The sequence below is a fragment of the Bdellovibrio sp. HM001 genome (assembly GCF_055397275.1).
Genome location: NZ_AP029174.1, coordinates 3,211,403 through 3,229,886 on the forward strand (window position 1 = coordinate 3,211,403; position 18,484 = coordinate 3,229,886).

An 18,484-nucleotide genomic window follows, 5' to 3' on the forward strand; every position below is an offset into this window, starting at 1 on the left:
CTCATGGGACCATTAAGCGTTCATTAGGATTTGCTGCATTTGGCGGATCGTCTGCGTGAAGTTGGTCGGATCCTCCACACGTTGCTTCAGGAAGTCGTTCACCGCATCGATCACCTTCACGGCCTTATCAATTTTCGGATTAGAACCCGGTTTGTAAGCTCCGATATTGATCAGATCTTCGGCGTCTTTGTACACCGCCAGGGTTTCACGCAGCTTCTGCGCCAGCTTCACATGCTCTGGTGATGAAACCGCCCGCATCACACGGCTGGCACTTTGCATGACATCAATGGCCGGGAAGTGTCCCTTCTGCGCCAAAGCACGACTTAGAACAATGTGCCCGTCCACGATGGAACGTACAGAGTCCCCGATCGGGTCATTCATGTCATCCCCTTCAACCAGGGTCGTATAGAATCCGGTGATGCTGCCTTCGCCCTCAAAGGAACCGGCACGCTCCAACAACTTCGGCAAGGTTGCAAACACGCTCGGCGTATAACCTTTCTGAGAAGGCGGCTCGCCTGTGCTCAAACCGATTTCACGCTGAGCCATGGCAAAACGAGTCACCGAATCCATCATCAGCAGAACGTTCTTTCCCTGAGAGGAGAAATATTCAGCCAAGGCCGTTGCCACGTAAGCTCCCCGCATACGCAGCAGAGGACTTTGATCACTGGTCACACAAACGACCACGGATCGTTTCATCCCTTCAGGTCCCAGATCATGTTCAATAAATTCGCGCACCTCACGACCACGTTCACCAATCATGGCAATCACGTTGACATCGGCATTGGTGTTCCGGGCCATCATCCCCAGAAGGACGGACTTACCCACACCAGAACCCGCCATAATTGCGACACGCTGACCTAGACCTGCGGTTAATGCGCCATTGATGGCGCGAATCCCCAGATCAATAGGCTCGCGAATGGGTCTGCGCTCCAAAGGATTTCGGACTTCACTGTATAACGGAACTTCTTTGAAATTTTCGACTTCACCCAGGGCATCCAGGGGACGACCCAAGCCGTCCACAACACGCCCTAAAAGCTCTTCCCCGGCACGGACCGTGGCGATCTGGCGGGCCAAAACGATCTTAGACCCCAAAGCGACGCCTCTCATATCGTTGAGGGCCATCATCAGTACGTGCTTGTCTTTAAAACCGACAACCTCAGCCAGGAAAGACTTTTCGGTCCCGCTGGGATTAATCGAAACGATACTGCCAACACTGGCTCCGGGCAAATAACCCTTGATAAGCATCCCATTGACTTCCGTGACCTTGCCACTGTCCTTGGTCAAATGGATGGACTGAATCACTTCAGAATACTTATCCAGATTCAGTTCAAGCTCGCTCATCAGCCGGCAATCCTGTCTTTTACTTTTGGCATGTTTTCAGAAAGCACAGACCACAACTGTTCTATACGCTGCTCAATGCGGGCATCGACTTCACCGTAATTGGTTTCCACGATACATCCACCTTCAGCCACATCGGGGTTGGGTTCGAAGTTGATTTTCTTAATAAATTCAAACTCGCGGCCCGTTTCCTGCTTCAAAGTCTCCAGGAAATCAAACTGCGCCTGCGATACATGAACGGTGATCTCCTCTTCGTCCTGCGCCAAACCAACAGCATCGCGCAGGATACCGACCATCGCTTCATTATTGCTTTGAAGTTCCGTTTTCGCCAAGCGAGCGGCCATCTGGAACATCAGCTTTAACAAATGAGCTTCGTTGAACGAAGTCATGTCCTTCTTCAGATCCTTAATCGTCAATAGCAGCGTATCCAAAGAAGACATGCGCTCGGCAAGCTCTGCAGAAATCTGCTCGAACGCCTCTTTTCGGCCTTCTTCCAGACCCAGCTTGTAAGCTTCCTGGTAAGCCGCCTCTTGTATTTCCTTAAGCTTTTCCAAAGCAGCGACTTCTACTTTTTCCTCTTCGCTGCCTTTTTCGACTTCGTCGATGCCCGTCTGCACACGCACGGCATCGTTCATGCGGAAGTCCGAACCTTTCTTCTTTTCAGCAAGATAGTTCATGGCCTGCTCGGGTGTCCCCAAGTCAAAGCGCATGGGAACAAACTCAAGAACTGTGTTCTCGGCAAGCTCCTTGGGTAAGACAGACTTAGACGCGCGATTAGACCATTGCATCTTCTGAACCACCTCTTGCGATCAGGATCTTTCCTTCGGCTTCCAGACGGCGCGCCACATTCACGATCTCCTGCTGTGCCGACTCGACGTCGGACAGACGCGAAGGTCCCATATTCGACAGATCTTCACGCAGCATCTCGGCCGCACGGGCAGAGATATTCTTGAAGATCTTCGTGCGAATCTCTTCGCTGGATGTTTTCAGTGCCAGCAGAAGCTTGTCGTTGGCCACTTCCTTAAGAAGAGTCTGAATACCACGGTCATCGATTTTAACGATGTCATCGAAGACGAACATCAACTTACGGATCTCTTCCGCCAACAGAGGATCTTTTTCCTCAAGACGGGACATGATCGCCGTTTCCGTGTTTTTATCCATCACGTTGAGCATTTCCGCCACAGGATGAACACCACCCAGAGCCGCCTGTTCAACTGTCGCTGTATTGGACAATTGATTTTTCAGAACGCGGTCAATTTCAGCAATAAGCTCAGGGTCCACGTGTTCCAGATTGGCCATACGCAAAACCACTTCGGCCTGTAAAGCCTCTGGCAGACGTTTCAGAACCTCGCCTTTTTTCTCTGGTTCCAAATGGGCCAGAATCACGGCCACTGTCTGCGGGTGCTCATTCACCAAGAAGGTGGCCAGTGATTTCGCATCGACCATCTCCAAGGACTCTAAAGAGCGAGATCCACCGGTGGAGATATTCAACCCCCCCAGGATGCCTCGGGCTCTTTCCTCGCCCAGAGCATCCACGATGGTGTCCTTGGCAGAGATATTTTCGGAGAAGATATAGTCTTCTGTCTCAGAGATCATTTCGTAATACTCTTCCAGAACACGCTTTGTCACATGCACCGGCACCACACGCAGTTTGCTCATCTGATTGATCAGCTTGCGGATGTCAGAGTCATCCATGCGGCGCAGAAGCACCTTCACGGCATCTTTGCCCAGGTAATTGATCAGGATAGCGGCTTTGTCGAAGCCTTTGAGATTTTCATACTCAATATTTTCAGCCTTATGAAGTTTCATTAGCCATCCTTCCTAACCAGCCACATTCCAAATGCATTGGCTGCTTTTTCCTCATCACGACTCATTGATGACAGGATACGATCTTTCAACAATTCACTTTCAGCCTTCTCAGGATCAATGGATTCCTGAAGCACCGGCAAAGCCGTCGACATGCCTGGAAGGGTGTTATCCACCGACTGAAGCTCTTCCAGCTCTTCGATGGTGCGCGGGAGCATTTCTTCCACAGAGTCCTGGAAGCTGTCCGTAATCCACTGCATGAATGGACGAACCACGATGAAGAAGAACAACGCCAAACTGAAGCCCAGCAATGCCCATTTAAACAAAGCATGGATCAGCTTTTTTCTTTCCAGTGTCGTCAGGATCTTTTCAGCTTCTGAGAAATCTTCCGGCTGGAACTGGATGTTTTCAATCTTAACACTGTCACCACGAGCGGTGTTGAACCCGATGGCATTCTTAACCAGGTCTTCGTATTTTCTTAGCTCTTCCGCAGAACGTGGTTTCCAGGTGGTTTCTGTCGTGCCATCTGCTTTCGTTGTTGTGGTCATCACACCATCAACAACGACGGCGACGCTGACACGCTCCAGATTCCCGGCAGATTCACGGATATTGCGGACCGTCTTTGGAACATCATAGTTTGTCGTCTTGATTTCCTTCTTAACATCCTGACGGAAGCCCACTGTGCCTTGATCCTCCGCTCCCGGCAAATTGGAACGGGAACCCGGAACTCCGGCTGGATTTGTACGGGAACCATCCAAAGATTCCTCTTCGGACTGTTGGGAACGGATCGCGGTTTTGTCCGGATCCACAGATTCTTCCACAGAAGAAATCACACGGTGATTCAAAGTGGCATCCACTTTAGCCACCACCTTCGCATGACCGACAACTTTGGAAAGGATGTCTTCAATACGGTCTTCCAGATCACCTTCAATTTTTGCTTTCAAGTCCAGCAGTTCATTGGATCCGCCGGTAGTTCCATCTGCCACGCGGGTTAGAACCTTCCCACGCTCGTCCAGGACTGTCACTTTGTCAGCGTCCATGCCTTCAACAGAGTTTGCCACCAAATAGCGAATGCCGCGCACCTGTTCCGGTGCCAGTTCTTTGCCTTGGTGCAATTCAACCACAACAGAGGCAGAGGCCTGACCGCCTTCTTCCAGGAAGGTTTTTTTGTTCGGCAAAGCCAGAATCACCTTGGACTGCTTTACGGCCGTCAAGGTGTTGATAGCGCGCATAAGCTCGCCCTGCAAAGCTCTTTGATAGTTGATCTTTTGAGCGTACGAGTTCATGCCGAAATCTTGTTTATCAAAGATCTCAAGACCGATAGAACCCATTTTAGGAGAACCGATTTCCGCCATCAAAGTCATTTGCGTGGAATGCAAAAGCTCTTTTGGAATAGCGACAGTTTTTCCGCCATCACGCAGCTGGAAAGGCACATTCTTTTCATTCAGTTTTGCCACGATCGTGGAAACCTGCTCAGTCGGAATGTTCGTGAACAGAGGTACATAGTCTTTCCCTGAAGCCATAAACAGCATCGTGAAAAGTGCCACCGCCGCAATAACAGTAACCGCAATTACTGAAAGTCTTTTGGTCGGACCCAGGTTTTTGAAGAACTCGCGAAACTGGACAACCAATCCACCAAAAATCTTATTCAAGGAAACCCCTCCAGCCTAAGAAACTAAACCTGCATCTTCATAACTTCTTGGTACGCATCAATGATCTTGTTGCGCACTTGCACCATCACCTTCAGGGCGATGTCTGCTTTTTCCGCGGCGATCATCACATCGGCCACATTGTCCGTCTTGCCAGTTGCGAGATTCTGCATGGCTTTGTCTGAAGCCTTCTGCATTTCATTCACACTGCCAACGGCGTCTTTCAGGGTGTCGGCGAAGCTTTTGCCCGTATCGGATGTCGGACTTGTTGAAGGGGTGTTCTCGATGCTTAACGACTTGGAATCACGCACGATCCCAGTGTCGAGAAACCTGTTTGCATTTGATACAGTAAAACCCTCCATGGCTTCACCTTCTCCTTATGAAAATTGTAATAAACTAAAACAAAAAAGTCCCTAAATTTTGCCGGGGTCTAGGAAGGAATTACCTGCCTATCTCCAGCGCGGAAAGGGCCATATCCTTGGACGCCTGCACCGCTGTCACGTTGGCTTCATAAGAACGCGACGCCTGTATCATATTGGTCATTTCTTCCATCAGATTAATATTCGGATAGGCCACATACCCTTCTGCATTTGCATCAGGATGGTCCGGCTCATACTTCATCAGCGGAGCCTTTCGGTCAGATATCACATCCGTGACCTGGACTCGCTGGAAGCTTCCTGCGGGATCCGTCGAAGAAATGATCTCACCAAAGTTCTTCGCATCGGGCATGGATTCGAACACCACGTCTTTGCGACGGTACGGACCACCCTCCGGCGTCTGGGTCGTGTTAATATTGGCGATATTGCTGGCAATGGTGTTCATGCGCATTCTTTGCGCTGCCATCCCACTGCTGCTGATTCTCATGCCGGTCAAAAAATCAGCCATCTATTACCGCCCTTCCGTAGCCGCATACTTCAAAGCAGCCATTTTCTTGTTGATAAGTTGCAGGGCTGTTTTGTAAAGGATCGCATTCTCGGATAACGCTGACATTTCTTTTTCAACGTCCACGGTATTGCCGTCATTGTTCACCGCCCCTTCCGGATCATCGTATATGTCCGGACGGGTTTTAGCGACAGAAACACCGCCGACAGAGAAGTGTTCGGGATTGCTGGTGCTCAGGCTGTTGGCGCCATCCAGATCCAGAGCTCGTTGCAGAGCCCCTTCAAAGTCCATCTTCTTGGCGTGATAACCAGGGGTTTCCGCATTGGCAATGTTTGACGCCGTCACATTGTGACGAAGCTGCCTCATGTGCAATGAGGTCGCCAGTGCGTTGGTTGTTTTATCGAATAGACCACTCATAAAACACCTTCTTCCTTGTATTCATTAAGTTTATTTCTCAATGTTCGAATGCTGATTCCCAGCATCTGCGCCGCACGAGTGCGGTTCTGGGCCGTCAGCTCCAAGGTCTGTAGAATAAGACGCTTTTCAACCTCGGAAAGGGACATGCCCGGAGCAAAATCCAGGTCCATATCCGAAAATTCAGCCTCAAATTGAATACATTCGGGGCCGATGTCTGAAGTTTTTGCAAGAACCACGGCTCTTTCCAGGACATTTTCCAGCTCCCGGATATTGCCAGGCCAATTCCAGGCATTCAGGCGCTCATAGGCCTCGGCCGTCAAACGCAAGCCCGACTTGCCATGCATGATCTGGGATACTTCCAGCACAAAGTTCACGATATTCTGGAAATCCAGACTGCGATCTTCCAGTCTTGGAATTTCCAAATGAACCACCGCCAACTTATAGAACAAATCCTGACGGAACTGCTCTTGCTTCACCAAGGAACGAATGTCGCGACGACTTGTTGAAATAAAACGAGGACGGGTGCCGTCAGTTCTTTCCACCAGTTTCATCAGATCATTTTGCAAGGCCACAGACGCACAATCCAAATCCTCGATCAGTAAAGTGCCACCATCCACACGCGAAAAATCAAAGCCACCGGCGTTTTTGCAATCCAGACAATACAAACGGGAAGAACGGCTTTTTGTGTAAATATAGCGGGCCAGACTTGTTTTCCCCGAACCGGCTTCACCTACCAACAACAAACTGGCCTGGGTGCCGGCCAATTGAAGACTCAACTGCTTCACTTCGTGCATTCTTCTATCTTCGATGTGTAGGGCATCAAAATCAAAGTACGACATCCAAACTCCTATTGGCCTTGTTCGTTCTCAGACATAGCTGGAATTCTTTTGATATATTTCTTGTAACCGTCTCTCCAGTCCGAATTCTGCAGTTGTTCTTGAGCCAGCTTCTTCCAGAAGCCGCTCTTATCACCTTTGAACTCGTTCCAGACTTCCGCCGCCTTCTGAATCTCACCTTCCTTGAAGTAGATCTGACCCAGCTTGTAGCGAATGGAGGAAAGAGGACGACTGTCTTCATATTTTTCCAGAAGCTTCTCATAAGAACCTGTGGCCAGATTCCTTTGCTTTTTTTCCAGATAGATATCGCCCATTGTCTCAAGAGCTTTCGCATGGATCACAGGCGCAATTTTGCCGGAATCGTTTTGCAGCTGATCAATCATCTCCAAGGATCTCAGGGCCTCATCTGACTTCCCCTGCTTGATCTGAAGATCCGCCAGTTTCAGGTACGGCTCAGCCACCAGTTGTGGCTGTCCCTTCCAAGTGCGCAACAGCTCTCCCAGGTAACGAACGGCGGAGTCATTGTCGCCACGCTTTTCCAGCAGGCGAACAGCCACATTCACTCGCTCAATCTGAGAGTTCTCATCCATCTTCTCTGGATTTTTGATATTCTTTAGATAGTCATAGGCCTGATTGTATTTTTGTTCTTCAGTAAAGACTGTTGCCAGTCGCAGGTTCAACTCATCCTCGGAGGGCACCTGTTCTTTTACCTGAACTTCCTTGGCTTCCGGGGTCCCGCGAATCGCGTAGGTGCGATTCAAAACATCTTTGTAATAACGTTCGGCTTCAACAGGAACGCCCGCCATCTCAAATGCGCGCCCCACATTGTATTTCGTATCCAGTCTTCTGGAGTTTTTCAGCCAGTTGTCAGCATATTGACTGTGTGTCTTCAGAGCCGCAATAAAGTTACCGGCATTGACCTCAGATTCAAGTTTGTCGTTGATGTTGGACACAATACGATTGGTCAACAAAGGAACATCCACTGACGTCGGATGCTCTTTGTAATACTTTGACAGCAGGTCAATGGCCTTTTGATGCTCCTCACGATTGGTGTAACCATCGGCCACCATCACCGTTGCAAACTGTTCAATGTTGGGAAGATCAATCTTCTTTGCCAAAGACATGATTTCTGCCACGGCATGGTTCACTTCCTTCGGCTTCATGCCTTTCATGCGTGCACTCAGCAAACGCAAGCGCGCAATCACAGCATTCGGAGTTTCACCATAGCGGAAATAAGTCTCCAGATAAGCTCCCATGACTCGGGACTTGTCTGCGCCGAAGATATCCAGCAGTTCTCCCATGCGTGTCATGGCAAAAGCCGAATGATTGCTGCTTGGGAACTTTTTCACAAATTCACGGTAAGTATCCAGACTTTGCTGATACTTATTGGTCATAAACAGGGATTCCGCCTGATTGAAGAAAGCATTCGGATAAAGTCCCTGACCTTCCGGATACTTTTTCAAGGCGCTCTGGTATTCAGCGATGGCTTTTGGATAGTTTTTGCTGCGAACCCAGACATCGCCACGGCGGTAAGCCGCTTCCACTTTTAAATCACGATTGAAAGCATCTTTTTCAACCTGATTAAAGTGCGCAATCGCATCATCCCACTTGTTTAACTTCATGAAATCCAAACCCATTCCCAAACGGGCCAGATCCTTGGACAGGGATTCCTTGTCAGCGAAGTTCTTATTTTCAATGTGTTCCTGGAAGAAACGCAGTGAATTCAGATAATCACCTTTTTCAAAAGCCAGATAGCCCAGCTTCAATGAGGTTCTTTCCGCCAAAGGAGACCGCGGATACTTCGCCACGGCTTCTTTGTATTTCTGAATCGCCTGATCGTAATCTTTTACACGACCCTCTTCCTGCCACATGGCCAGATGCACATCGGCGGTCATAAAGTCGATGACTTCATTGTATTCTGATTGCGGATACTTATCCTTGAACCACTGCTGGGTTTTCAGATAAACGCCATAGCGCTGCTTTTCAAACAATGTCAAAAGCAGACGAGCCTGTTTGTTTTCTTCCGAAGATTTCGGCGTGATCTGATAGATTGCCGGTGTCACCTTCATCTTCTCCCAATAGCCGACAGGAGTTTCCAGCATTGGGAACGGGATATAATAGTTATCCTTGGCGCGAATCAGGGCATCTTCTTTGATCTCATAATCTTTAATAGAGAAGCGCTCGTACTCTGGATCTCCTCCGTCAAAAATCCCCGACTTCACACTGTCATTCTGAGCCACCGCCACGCCGCCCTGCTGAGCGATCGCCAAAGTGTCCGCTGTCGCGGGCTTTCGATTCTTGTCTGTTTTGTTTTTTGCTATAGGTTTTAGGACCTTAGCTGGCAGCTCTGTAGGAAGTTGTTTCTCTTTTTCCGCCACAGTTTTTTTGCTCGCTTTGGAGGCTTTCGCAGACGGATTCACATAAAAGTCCATAATCAAACGCGACGGCTGATCAGTCAGGTAATCAAAGGTATCAATGTCTTCACCAGACAAGGTGAACTGAATCACGTTTTTGCCATCCGGCCCCTTGCGATCCACGGCCACGGAGGTCACAAAATCACTTTTAAAAGAAGAAAGAGAATCAATAGTGGATTCATCCAGAGCAGGCACCGTCATCTCTACAACGGTCTGGCCCTTTTTATCCAAGCGCTTAACGTCATAGTCCCAGTTCTGCTGACCAGTCAGCTCCAGGTGAACCGTGTCCCCCTGAAAATTGATCACGCCATTGACCTTGTTAGCTTCTGCTGAAGCTAGACCAAAGAACAGGCATCCTGCCATCATCACAAATCGTAAAGTGTTCACTCCTTGAACCCCTTCTCTTCCCTTCGCTTTGCTGTTGCACATACAGTGCCACCCCTTTCAAAGGCCTGATGGCAAATAAGTTCAAGCTGGGCAAAAAGTTTCATAGAATTTCCAACACCTCCGCCAAAACAATGACGGCTTGACGACCCGGCCCTTGGCGGAGGGCTGAGGGGAGGCCGCCGCTTCGGACAGTGGCAAGGGCTTCCTGCCCATGCCCCTTCGGGCTTACGCGTGAAAAGTCCATTATGGCCTTTTCATCCTCGCTGACGCGCCCTGCGGGCTGCTGCTGCGGAACTTGCGTCGGACTCCCCTCAGCCCTCCGCCAAGATCCTGGTGTGCCGGCGTTGTTTTGCGGGATCGGGTGCACGCGGGGCGTGTTCTCTGAACTTTTTCTACGCGGGATCGAGAACTCTGGGTCGTGTGCTAGAAGCAGTGGGGAAATTCAGTGTTTAAACGACGAGAGAGCTTGGTCTAGGGGAAAGGGGGTCGTGAGCGGATCAGCCCCAAGTTCCGCAGCAGTAGATCCCGCAGGGATCACGTCCGCGAGGATGTGTCCGAAGGGGATGAGCCGCTCACGACCCCCTTTCCCCTAGACCGAGGCACTGTTTCGACGGACAAGCTCTGGATTTTTCCTCAATTTATTCCGATGGATGGGTGCTATGAGAAACTTCTTTGGTGTTTGCATCTTGAGTGTGCTGCTTACGAGCTGTGTGTCGGTGAATTTGCCGGGCCGGAAATCCGTGCCTGCCAAGGGGGTGGAGTTTTCTGCTCCTCGGGCGCCCTTTAAAGCTATTGATTCCGCTTCTTCTGACAAGGCTTGGCTGAGTGAGGCCACGGGCAATACCATTTCTTTTGTTTCTGACTGTGGCGGGGCAGACCCTTCGTTGCAGCAGATGGAAACGGAGTCCCAGGCGGCTCTTTCGAATCTGGATGTGAAGAGCTCTGAATCTGTGATGTTTAATGGCCGTGAGGCCCGTCAATCCGTGGCCACGGGCACTGTCGACGGCATACCTGTTCAACTGGCTTTGGTTGTCTTTAAGAAAAACAACTGCAACTACACTCTTAGCTATGGTGGCGTTCAGAAACAGTTTGCGGCTGAGCAAAACTATTTTGAAGAGTTTAAAACAAAGTTTAAGGCACCCTAATGAATAACCTCGCACTTCCTCTGACAGCTTTTATGATGGAAGTCTTCCACTTTATCGGTGGAGTGGGCTTGCTGAGCCGCGATGTTTTACGTGAAACCATTCACGGCCGCATCTATTTCAAACTGATCGCCGAACAAATCTATCAGATTGGCATGCGTTCTTTGCCTTTGATCGTGATCACTGCCGTCAGCATTGGAATGGTGATGTCCCTGCAGTTCGGTCTGGGGCTGGAAAAATTCGGTGGCAAACTTTATGTCCCAAAACTTCTGGCCGTGACCATCTTGCGTGAAATGGGTCCGGTCTTTACAAGTTTAATGCTGGCAGCGCGTGTCGGCGCCGGAATCGCCAGCGAGATTGGCAGTATGGTGGTGACTCAGCAGATTGATGCCATCCGGGCACTTGGCACCTCGCCGATCAAGAAAATTGTTATCCCCCGTGTGCTGGCTTGCCTCATCACCCTGCCAATTCTGGTTTCTATCGCCAATCTGGTCGGCAACCTGGGAGGTCTCATTGTCGGGGCCACGGAACTGAATCTGGACCCAAACTTCTATTTGCTCAAAGTGATGACCACCTCTTCGATTCAGGACTATTTGTCAGGGTTTGCTAAAACCTTCTTCTTCGCTTTGTTTATCGCGATTCCTTCTTGCTACTTCGGTTTGAATGTAAAGGCCGGAACCAAGGAGGTCGGCATCGCGACCACCAAAGCCGTGGTCGTTTCATCCATTCTGATTGTTGTGGGTGACTTCTTCCTGTCAAAACTTTTCTGGATTGTGGAGAAAATGATATGAGTAACGAACGCAATGGCGTTATCGAAGTCGTTGATTTCCATAAATCCTTTGGCAGCAAAAAGGTTCACCAAGGTGTCAGCTTCTATGTGCGCAAAGGCGAATGCCTGGGACTGATTGGAGGCTCGGGCACCGGCAAGAGCGTTCTGCTACGCAGCCTTGTCGGCCTGGAAAAGCCGGACAAGGGCCAGATTCTGATCAAAGGTACAGATATCACCCCCATGAACGAAACGCAGCTTATTGAGATCCGCAAAAAAGTGGCCTATGCCTTCCAAGGCGGCGCCCTTTTTGATTCGATGTCAGTTTATGAAAATCTGGCTTATCCCTTGCGCGAACATTTCAATTTCACGGAAGAGGAAATTGCCAAGCAGATCCATGATCAATTGCAGGAATTCGGTCTGCCTGGTTCGGAAAATCTTCTGCCAGGAAATCTTTCCGGAGGGATGCAAAAGCGCGTGGGTCTGGCTCGTGCCATGATGATGCATCCGGAAGTGGTTCTGTATGATGAACCCACGGCAGGGCTGGATCCCTACAATACCAAACGTATCCAGGAATCCATCTTAAATCTAAAAGCCAAAGGTGTGACTTCCATTCTGGTCACCCACGATATGCCGACAGTTTATGCTGTCTGCGACAAGGTGGCGTTGCTCTTGAATGGAAAAATCGGTGAACAATACACAATTGAAAAGCTCAAGCAGGAACCTGCTGGTGTTATGAGTCAGTTTATTAACGGAGAAAGTGCTTAATGGAATCTCACTTCAGCACCCAAGTCAAAGTCGGCATCTTCCTGACTATCGGGATTTTCCTGATCTTAGCCTCGATCTTTTTCCTCGGGGCCGACAAGGCGATCTTCACGTCTTACGTTCGTGTTCACGCCCATTTCGATCAGGTTCAAGGGTTGGCCGTGGGCAGTGTCGTTTCCCTGTCCGGTGTGACTGTCGGAAATGTCGAATCCATCACCTTCCTGCCAGAGAAAAACTCTTTGGACGTAAAAATGAAGATCAACGAAGACTACATTGATCGCATCCGTCAGGGATCACAGGTGGAAATCCGCACTCAAGGAGCCTTGGGTGACAAATTCGTCTTTATCATCCCGGGCGACCCGCGCGCAGAAAACCTGAAAGAAGGCGATATCCTGGCCGTGGCCAAACCCACTGACGTGCTGGGTATCATCGCCGAACGTGGCAATGAGACCTCGCGTATTTTTGATATCATCAATGAGCTGTATAAAATCACCCACGCCATGAATGTTGACAACCGCATGATGCGCGTGATGAACAACCTGGACACCGTAGCCAGCAGCCTGGCACAAACCAGCAAGGACAGTCAGAAATTTGTGGCAGGATTGAATTCACATGGCGGTGGCGAAAAGCTGGCGAAATCCATCGACAAACTGGATGCCATTCTGTCAAAGATCGACCGCGGAGAAGGCAGCCTGGGCGCATTGATCAACGACCCTTCCATTCACAACCGCCTGAAATCCATGCTGGGCGGCTCAAACCGCAAAAACCACGTCGAATCGCTTCTGCGAACATCGATCGAAAAAGAAACCAAAGACTAGTTAAAGCTGGCCCTAGGAAATGCTTCTGGGGCCTTCTTCATTTTAATTCTGCAAGCTTCCTCCACTAAGTCCGGAATTGCGAAGAACCTGAGTGGAAAATCACGGGCCGCCTCTCTAGGCTCAGATTCATGGAAAGATCAAAAACACTCGAAGCAATTACAATAGGCATCACTCTTCTTCTGATTCTGGCAGGCACGGCACAAGCCAAGGAACACCGTATGGAAGTGCCCCTGCCTGGACTTCAGGAGAAACGATTCGGCACGGAACTAATCTATCACGATGAAGAAAGCGCCGAAGACGAGAAAAGAGAGGTCCGTTTTTCATGGACTGAGACCTTCAAAAAAGCCCCTATATCCGTTCAGGTCTCAAGCCTGATGAACACGGAAAACTTGGGGGCAACAGCCCAGATAAGCTGGGATTTTTGATCATTTCGCGGCACTATCTAAATTTTTGACAGGCCGGGGGCGGTTATCTTCAACTTGGGGTGTGTTGCTTTTTTGCATAGAAGCCACCTTATGAGAAAACTGCTTATATTCGGACTTCTACTACTAACAGCCTGCCAAGAAAACCTGCAAAATGGCGAGATCTCGCCTTTAACTGACGACGCCATTGTCGGTGGTCGCCAGGTGGATGATTCAGACCCCGTTTCCAAACAAGCTCTGAATTTCCGTGTTTTCCATTCCCCTACCACGAAACAAGACTCTGAGAGCATCACAACCTACTATAAAGTCGCTCAATGCACCGGCAGCGCCATCGGCTCCCGCCTGATCCTGACGGCCGCCCATTGTATTATTCCCAGAGAAGATGCCACCCATCGCGTGGACATTAAAAATGGTGACGGGCAAAATATCACTTTTAAAGCCCTTCAAGTGGCAATTCATCCAAAGTATCTTGAAGGTGACAAGAACTTCGATGTCGCCCTGGCCTATCTGGAATCAGACCTAACCCCTGATGTTGAGATCTTGAATCTGCCACAAAAAGACGTTCCGATGCTGCTGACCTCGGTCACTGCTGCGGGCTATGGCAGAATGGATGGGCGCCCGTCACAACCTGGAAATGCGGGTATTCTGCGCACTGTGGACCTGAACGTATCGAAGTATGATCCGACCCTTCCTTACTTCATGGTCAATCAAAAAGAAGGAAAAGGGTTCTGCCAAGGTGATTCCGGTGGTCCGGCAATAACTCTTATCAACGGTAAGAACACCGTTGTGGGTGTCGCCTCAAAAACAACTCACAAGTTGGAGTGGGCACCTGATGAAGAAAAGAATCTGTGCATGCTAGAAGGCCAGTACATGAATGTGCAGTTCCATCTAGACTGGATTTTAACGGAGTCAGCAAAATTCATCATGCAATAGTCCAAACAGTTGGCACAGGTTTTTCAAGAGTTTTACTTTAATTTCAAAAGGCGCTAAAACTGCGCCTTTATTATCAATATAACGTTCTTGAGGATGATGCTGTGAACTTTCGGGCATTGCTTGTAACATTTTGCGGACTGATGAGCTCAATTTGCGCTCAGGCCTTGATGTCCACAAGCACCTTACCCGAAGGCATCAACAGCCCTTCTTTCCGTTTCGGCATCATTGATGGCATCGGTCAGAAGTACACAGAATCCGGCAGCCTGATGAATCTTGGAGATTACAAATCTGTAGTCTTTGATGCTAAAAATCTGGCCAAATTTAATTCTGATGCCAAACGCCTGATTGATGCTTTGAACCGTTTTGGCGGCCACGCTTTAGGGGACTCATTCAACCTGGGAGTTCTGCGCGTGGATACGATGCCACGTGTTCAGTATTCAGCTCCGGTTTTTGCACGGGGAATCACCAACCGATGGACCGTCGGAGTTGGTGTTCCAATTATTTCTTATACTAACAAAATCTCCCTTTCGCAGGAATTTTCCAATATCGAATACTATCGTCAGCAGTTCTCGGGTCTGAATCCTGAGCTGGATGATGCCCTGAACACGGACTTGAGCAAAGCCACCAACGAAACTTTGACTGGCAAAGGCTATAAAGCTTTGAACAATCGCGATGAAACCTTCGTTGGCGATATTCAGGTCGTCAGCATGTACAAACTGTACGAAAAGAACGAAAAGGTCCTGACCTATCAGGCGCAGGTGAATCTTCCGACAGGGCCGAAGTTTGATCCCGATGACCTGGCTTCTTTGAATGTTTTTGGTCGCACCAATATCACCAACTCATTGGCTTACTCACAGTACCTGATCGGTCGTCTGTCGATGGTGCCTTATGTCTCGTACCTGATTAATATTCCCGACACTGTCACGGCCCGGGTTCCGCTGAATGAAGACGACACCCTGCCAGACGCCAACACCAAGGAAGATGTGACTCGCACACTGGGAAACATCGCCACCGTGGGCGGCAATCTTTTCTATGAAATAACTGACAGTTGGATGGTGGGGGGCGGTTATGACTACTCCACCAAAGATGCTGACAGATACACTGGTGAGCGCGGAACTCGCTACGACCTTCTGGCCACTAACTCCGCCTCCACAGCCCACCGGGTGAAGGCCGAGATCACCTATAGTTCGGTCAAATCCTATTTCAAAAAAACAGCCGTGATCCCCCTGATGGTTTCCTTCCAGGTGTCTGACACTTTCTCAGGCGTGAATATCGAACGTCAAACCGCTCAGGAAATGAACCTGATGTTGTTCTTCTAGAAAGGAGGGCGTATGAAAAAGTCTTTAAACATATTGCTATCATCCGCCCTTGTCCTAAGTGCCTGTGCCCCCAAAGTCGAAGATCGTGTCTTTGACCAACCCAAGACCACATTTGGACCGCAATCCAAAGACACGCAGCTCAATCTGCGTTTACGCCAATACGGTCAGGCTGCCCCGTCACTAATTTGGAAGGACACTGTTTCGTCCGCCACTTACTTTGAGCAAGCAGAGACCTTGATTGAGTTGGGCGAAAAAACTTCGCTGGAGCAACTGAAGAACACCGGGCTTTCCTGGATCCGAAAGTTCTATAAAACACCGGATTCCACCCTTTCCATTGAGCTGGCTAAATCCCCATTTGCCGCTCTGGCCACAGGCCAAACCCAGGAACAGGTGCGCACCACACTTGGGGAAGTTCTGGCAGAACTGGATGCCGCCCGCCCCACGATCCGCACCCATATCCTGAACCTTGGCGAAAGACTGCCACAAACTCCGGTCACGGGGCTTGGGGCGATGCTGACTCGAGCGGAGATGTTCACCAATATGGTTCTGGCCGAGATCCCACGCATGGGGCTTACACCCACAATTGAAGACGGATTGAAAGTGGGTCTGATCGACACAACCAAACCTCTTTTTGCCGATGCCCGGGCATTCCTGCAGCGTTTGATGGCGACAAAGACGCTGACACAATCCTTGGCTTTGATTGACGAGGCCATCTTAAAGTTCGAGATTGAACTGGATCCCGTACTTCAAAAAAGCATGAAGCAAGGACGCCAGCTGGCCAAGGGCCTTGATGGCATTAACGGACCGCAGACTTCCTTGGCCGTTCTGGTGGACATCTGGCGCATCCTGACGCCGGAAGAGCGCGCGCAGTACTTCAAGCCGGTGAATGAGGATCTGTACGACTTCCTGACAAAGCAGGACGCTAAAGAACTTGAGTGCCTGCAGACCGAAGGATGTCTGGGTGGCATTATCAACGGTATTGCCAAGAAACTTTTCATTCTGCCGAAGATTAAAAAGTACGGCATCGACAAACTTCGCACCGAAATGAACGAAGCCACCCGAGGCTATGTCATCAGTTCGATTGAATCGTTCGCGGCTGAGTTTGTGAAAACCATGCCACAAACCTTTGCTGACAACATCGATGCGGCCATCATCGACAAGGCCGCGGCGATCGCTCGTGTGCGCGATGGCTATGGCAACTACGTTTCAAATCTGTTCAAGGTCTGGCAGAAAAAAGTGCTGCCAGAATCCGAGGGCCGCCTGCCTGGTTTTGAAACCCACCGCGTGAAGGTCAATATCGCTTCGGGGAAAGAAACTGAGCTGAGCACTGTTGCGGCTTCCCTGAATGTCTCTGGAGAGACGGTGGGGGCCGGGCTTTCCGCCAGTGCGGAACTTCTGATGAAAGACGGAAATCTGGGACCGATGGCATTTTCGCATATGCTGGCTCAGGTCAACAAACTGGTGGCAGTCGGTGGCTACCGCGATGTCGACAATAATCTGATTCCATCTTTATTGGCGCCAGTCCAACATCGCGGCAAACTGCTGGACATTATGAACTTCGATGAATCCAAAGATCCGGATTTGTCTTTCCGTATTCCTGACACCATCGCTTTGCAGGACCCCTACCATGCCGATCCTAGTATGATCTATGAACGCGACTTTTCGGCTGCGGCTTTTGCCGCCCAGGTGCGTGGGCTGAGCCGCATGATGCGCCTGACTCGCGACTGGGAGAAAACCGTCATGGACCAGCAACTGGGGCACATCATGGCTCAGGATCTGACCACCGACGCAGAACACGACGATCTGAAGCAGCCTTTATTCCCCAAGGACATGCTCTTTGCCTTGAATCTGGGAAATGCGGCCGTTCTACTTCAGGACATCACAAAAAAGGCGACACCCGTCTTCCTGCTCACGACAGAGAACAATCTGCTTTGGGCTGACAGCTATGGCAGCACTCCGGACACAGCGATCATGGCCGGCATCGTGGACATTAAAAAAGGGGAACGCCTGAATTTTGTGACCACCAAGGACACTGCCCAGTTCCTGCTGGCCATGAGCGAATTCCTGGAGGCCACGGAAGGTGTTGAAAAAACCAAATCCTCTATCTTGCTGAGCAAAGATGCCAATAACGAAGCGCCTCTGGATGTCTTGCTGGCTGGTCGCAAAGATATGAAACTGCTGGCTTTGGCTGTGGCTAATTTCATTTCCAATCAGTTGATTCAGGAAAACAAACTGGCAATCACACAGATGGGTCTGAGCGATCGTAAAGCGGTCGGCAAAAAACCCTTCCTGGTGGTGCAACAGGCCTATGCTATCCGGGCTCTGCTAAAAGCGTATCAACTGACGAATATTGATTCTTACCTGTGGTCTGCACAGGAAGTTTACTATGCAATGAACCGCTCTTTGTTCAGTGCCAAAGAAGAATTCTACACCAACAGCGATGGCAGCAAACTGAGCTTCCCGGAACGCCTGCAAACTCTGCTGGCGTTACAAGATCTAAAACCCTACTTGCCAGCAGAAAGCCGTCCGCAGTTGGAACGTCTGATGGCCCCATGGTTGGAAGCTCTTAAAAATTTAAAATAGAACCCTG

At 49.8% G+C, this 18,484-nt stretch carries 17 protein-coding genes; 8 read left to right on the top strand and 9 right to left on the bottom strand.

Features of this window, described 5'->3' with window-relative positions:
- Positions 1-12 precede the first annotated feature (12 nt).
- From ACZ5ZZ_RS15075 to ACZ5ZZ_RS15115, 9 genes are all read right to left on the bottom strand, one after another.
- Positions 13-1,341, bottom strand: a complete 1,329-nt coding sequence (locus tag ACZ5ZZ_RS15075) for a FliI/YscN family ATPase (RefSeq protein ID WP_464132113.1) — start codon at positions 1,339-1,341, stop codon at positions 13-15.
- A complete protein-coding gene (locus ACZ5ZZ_RS15080) occupies positions 1,341-2,126 on the bottom strand; it encodes a FliH/SctL family protein (RefSeq protein WP_464132115.1) in 786 nt (261 codons plus the stop codon). Before ACZ5ZZ_RS15080 ends, ACZ5ZZ_RS15075 begins: the two co-directional genes overlap by 1 nt.
- Positions 2,113-3,147, bottom strand: a complete 1,035-nt coding sequence (gene fliG, locus ACZ5ZZ_RS15085; protein ID WP_464118560.1) for a flagellar motor switch protein FliG — start codon at positions 3,145-3,147, stop codon at positions 2,113-2,115. The genes ACZ5ZZ_RS15080 and fliG overlap by 14 nt, the downstream gene beginning before the upstream one ends.
- Positions 3,147-4,796 carry a flagellar basal-body MS-ring/collar protein FliF gene (fliF, locus tag ACZ5ZZ_RS15090; protein WP_464118561.1) on the bottom strand — a complete coding sequence of 550 codons (1,650 nt, stop codon included), beginning with the start codon at positions 4,794-4,796 and terminating at the stop codon, positions 3,147-3,149. Before fliF ends, fliG begins: the two co-directional genes overlap by 1 nt.
- 23 nt (positions 4,797-4,819) lie before the next feature.
- Positions 4,820-5,155 (bottom strand): flagellar hook-basal body complex protein FliE, encoded by a 336-nt coding sequence (fliE, locus tag ACZ5ZZ_RS15095; protein ID WP_464132117.1) that lies wholly within the window; start codon positions 5,153-5,155, stop codon positions 4,820-4,822.
- 79 nt (positions 5,156-5,234) lie between these two features.
- A complete protein-coding gene (flgC, locus tag ACZ5ZZ_RS15100) occupies positions 5,235-5,678 on the bottom strand; it encodes a flagellar basal body rod protein FlgC (protein WP_464118562.1) in 444 nt (147 codons plus the stop codon).
- A 3-nt stretch (positions 5,679-5,681) separates the two neighbouring features.
- Positions 5,682-6,092: a flagellar basal body rod protein FlgB gene (gene flgB, locus ACZ5ZZ_RS15105; protein WP_464118563.1), complete on the bottom strand. Its 411-nt coding sequence runs from the start codon at positions 6,090-6,092 to the stop codon at positions 5,682-5,684.
- Entirely contained in the window at positions 6,089-6,931 is an 843-nt protein-coding gene (locus tag ACZ5ZZ_RS15110) for a sigma 54-interacting transcriptional regulator (RefSeq protein WP_464118564.1), read from the bottom strand. The genes flgB and ACZ5ZZ_RS15110 overlap by 4 nt, the downstream gene beginning before the upstream one ends.
- An 8-nt stretch (positions 6,932-6,939) precedes the next feature.
- Complete coding sequence (locus ACZ5ZZ_RS15115; protein WP_464140124.1) at positions 6,940-9,729, bottom strand: tetratricopeptide repeat protein; 2,790 nt, start codon at positions 9,727-9,729, stop codon at positions 6,940-6,942.
- Positions 9,730-10,388: 659 nt separating this feature from the next.
- Between ACZ5ZZ_RS15115 and ACZ5ZZ_RS15120 the strand changes: the two genes are divergently transcribed.
- The 8 genes from ACZ5ZZ_RS15120 to ACZ5ZZ_RS15155 all read left to right on the top strand — a co-directional run bounded on the left by ACZ5ZZ_RS15120 (position 10,389) and on the right by ACZ5ZZ_RS15155 (position 18,477).
- Positions 10,389-10,874 carry a hypothetical protein gene (locus ACZ5ZZ_RS15120; RefSeq protein WP_464118566.1) on the top strand — a complete coding sequence of 162 codons (486 nt, stop codon included), beginning with the start codon at positions 10,389-10,391 and terminating at the stop codon, positions 10,872-10,874.
- Positions 10,874-11,662 carry an MlaE family ABC transporter permease gene (locus ACZ5ZZ_RS15125; RefSeq protein ID WP_464118567.1) on the top strand — a complete coding sequence of 263 codons (789 nt, stop codon included), beginning with the start codon at positions 10,874-10,876 and terminating at the stop codon, positions 11,660-11,662. The genes ACZ5ZZ_RS15120 and ACZ5ZZ_RS15125 overlap by 1 nt, the downstream gene beginning before the upstream one ends.
- On the top strand, positions 11,659-12,405 hold the full coding sequence (locus ACZ5ZZ_RS15130; protein ID WP_464118568.1) for an ABC transporter ATP-binding protein: 747 nt from the start codon (positions 11,659-11,661) through the stop codon (positions 12,403-12,405). The genes ACZ5ZZ_RS15125 and ACZ5ZZ_RS15130 overlap by 4 nt, the downstream gene beginning before the upstream one ends.
- Positions 12,405-13,220, top strand: a complete 816-nt coding sequence (locus ACZ5ZZ_RS15135; protein WP_464118569.1) for an MlaD family protein — start codon at positions 12,405-12,407, stop codon at positions 13,218-13,220. The genes ACZ5ZZ_RS15130 and ACZ5ZZ_RS15135 overlap by 1 nt, the downstream gene beginning before the upstream one ends.
- A 128-nt stretch (positions 13,221-13,348) precedes the next feature.
- The gene (locus tag ACZ5ZZ_RS15140) at positions 13,349-13,645 is read left to right on the top strand and encodes a hypothetical protein (RefSeq protein WP_464132120.1); all 297 of its coding nucleotides are present in this window, start codon (positions 13,349-13,351) and stop codon (positions 13,643-13,645) included.
- Between the two features lie 90 nt (positions 13,646-13,735).
- On the top strand, positions 13,736-14,575 hold the full coding sequence (locus ACZ5ZZ_RS15145; RefSeq protein WP_464140127.1) for a S1 family peptidase: 840 nt from the start codon (positions 13,736-13,738) through the stop codon (positions 14,573-14,575).
- A 140-nt stretch (positions 14,576-14,715) separates the two neighbouring features.
- Positions 14,716-15,894 carry a hypothetical protein gene (locus ACZ5ZZ_RS15150; RefSeq protein WP_464140129.1) on the top strand — a complete coding sequence of 393 codons (1,179 nt, stop codon included), beginning with the start codon at positions 14,716-14,718 and terminating at the stop codon, positions 15,892-15,894.
- Positions 15,895-15,906: 12 nt separating this feature from the next.
- Positions 15,907-18,477 carry a hypothetical protein gene (locus ACZ5ZZ_RS15155; RefSeq protein ID WP_464140131.1) on the top strand — a complete coding sequence of 857 codons (2,571 nt, stop codon included), beginning with the start codon at positions 15,907-15,909 and terminating at the stop codon, positions 18,475-18,477.
- The last annotated feature ends 7 nt before the right edge of the window (positions 18,478-18,484 follow it).

Coding starts and splice junctions, on each gene's coding strand:
- ACZ5ZZ_RS15140 (WP_464132120.1), top strand. CDS start 13,349: ATGGAAAGATCAAAAACACTCGAAGCAATTACAATAGGCATCACTCTT.
- ACZ5ZZ_RS15120 (WP_464118566.1), top strand. CDS start 10,389: ATGAGAAACTTCTTTGGTGTTTGCATCTTGAGTGTGCTGCTTACGAGC.
- flgB (WP_464118563.1), bottom strand. CDS start 6,092: ATGAGTGGTCTATTCGATAAAACAACCAACGCACTGGCGACCTCATTG.
- ACZ5ZZ_RS15075 (WP_464132113.1), bottom strand. CDS start 1,341: ATGAGCGAGCTTGAACTGAATCTGGATAAGTATTCTGAAGTGATTCAG.
- ACZ5ZZ_RS15135 (WP_464118569.1), top strand. CDS start 12,405: ATGGAATCTCACTTCAGCACCCAAGTCAAAGTCGGCATCTTCCTGACT.
- ACZ5ZZ_RS15110 (WP_464118564.1), bottom strand. CDS start 6,931: ATGTCGTACTTTGATTTTGATGCCCTACACATCGAAGATAGAAGAATG.
- ACZ5ZZ_RS15145 (WP_464140127.1), top strand. CDS start 13,736: ATGAGAAAACTGCTTATATTCGGACTTCTACTACTAACAGCCTGCCAA.
- fliE (WP_464132117.1), bottom strand. CDS start 5,155: ATGGAGGGTTTTACTGTATCAAATGCAAACAGGTTTCTCGACACTGGG.
- ACZ5ZZ_RS15130 (WP_464118568.1), top strand. CDS start 11,659: ATGAGTAACGAACGCAATGGCGTTATCGAAGTCGTTGATTTCCATAAA.
- fliG (WP_464118560.1), bottom strand. CDS start 3,147: ATGAAACTTCATAAGGCTGAAAATATTGAGTATGAAAATCTCAAAGGC.
- flgC (WP_464118562.1), bottom strand. CDS start 5,678: ATGGCTGATTTTTTGACCGGCATGAGAATCAGCAGCAGTGGGATGGCA.
- ACZ5ZZ_RS15080 (WP_464132115.1), bottom strand. CDS start 2,126: ATGCAATGGTCTAATCGCGCGTCTAAGTCTGTCTTACCCAAGGAGCTT.
- ACZ5ZZ_RS15155 (WP_464140131.1), top strand. CDS start 15,907: ATGAAAAAGTCTTTAAACATATTGCTATCATCCGCCCTTGTCCTAAGT.
- ACZ5ZZ_RS15125 (WP_464118567.1), top strand. CDS start 10,874: ATGAATAACCTCGCACTTCCTCTGACAGCTTTTATGATGGAAGTCTTC.
- ACZ5ZZ_RS15150 (WP_464140129.1), top strand. CDS start 14,716: ATGAGCTCAATTTGCGCTCAGGCCTTGATGTCCACAAGCACCTTACCC.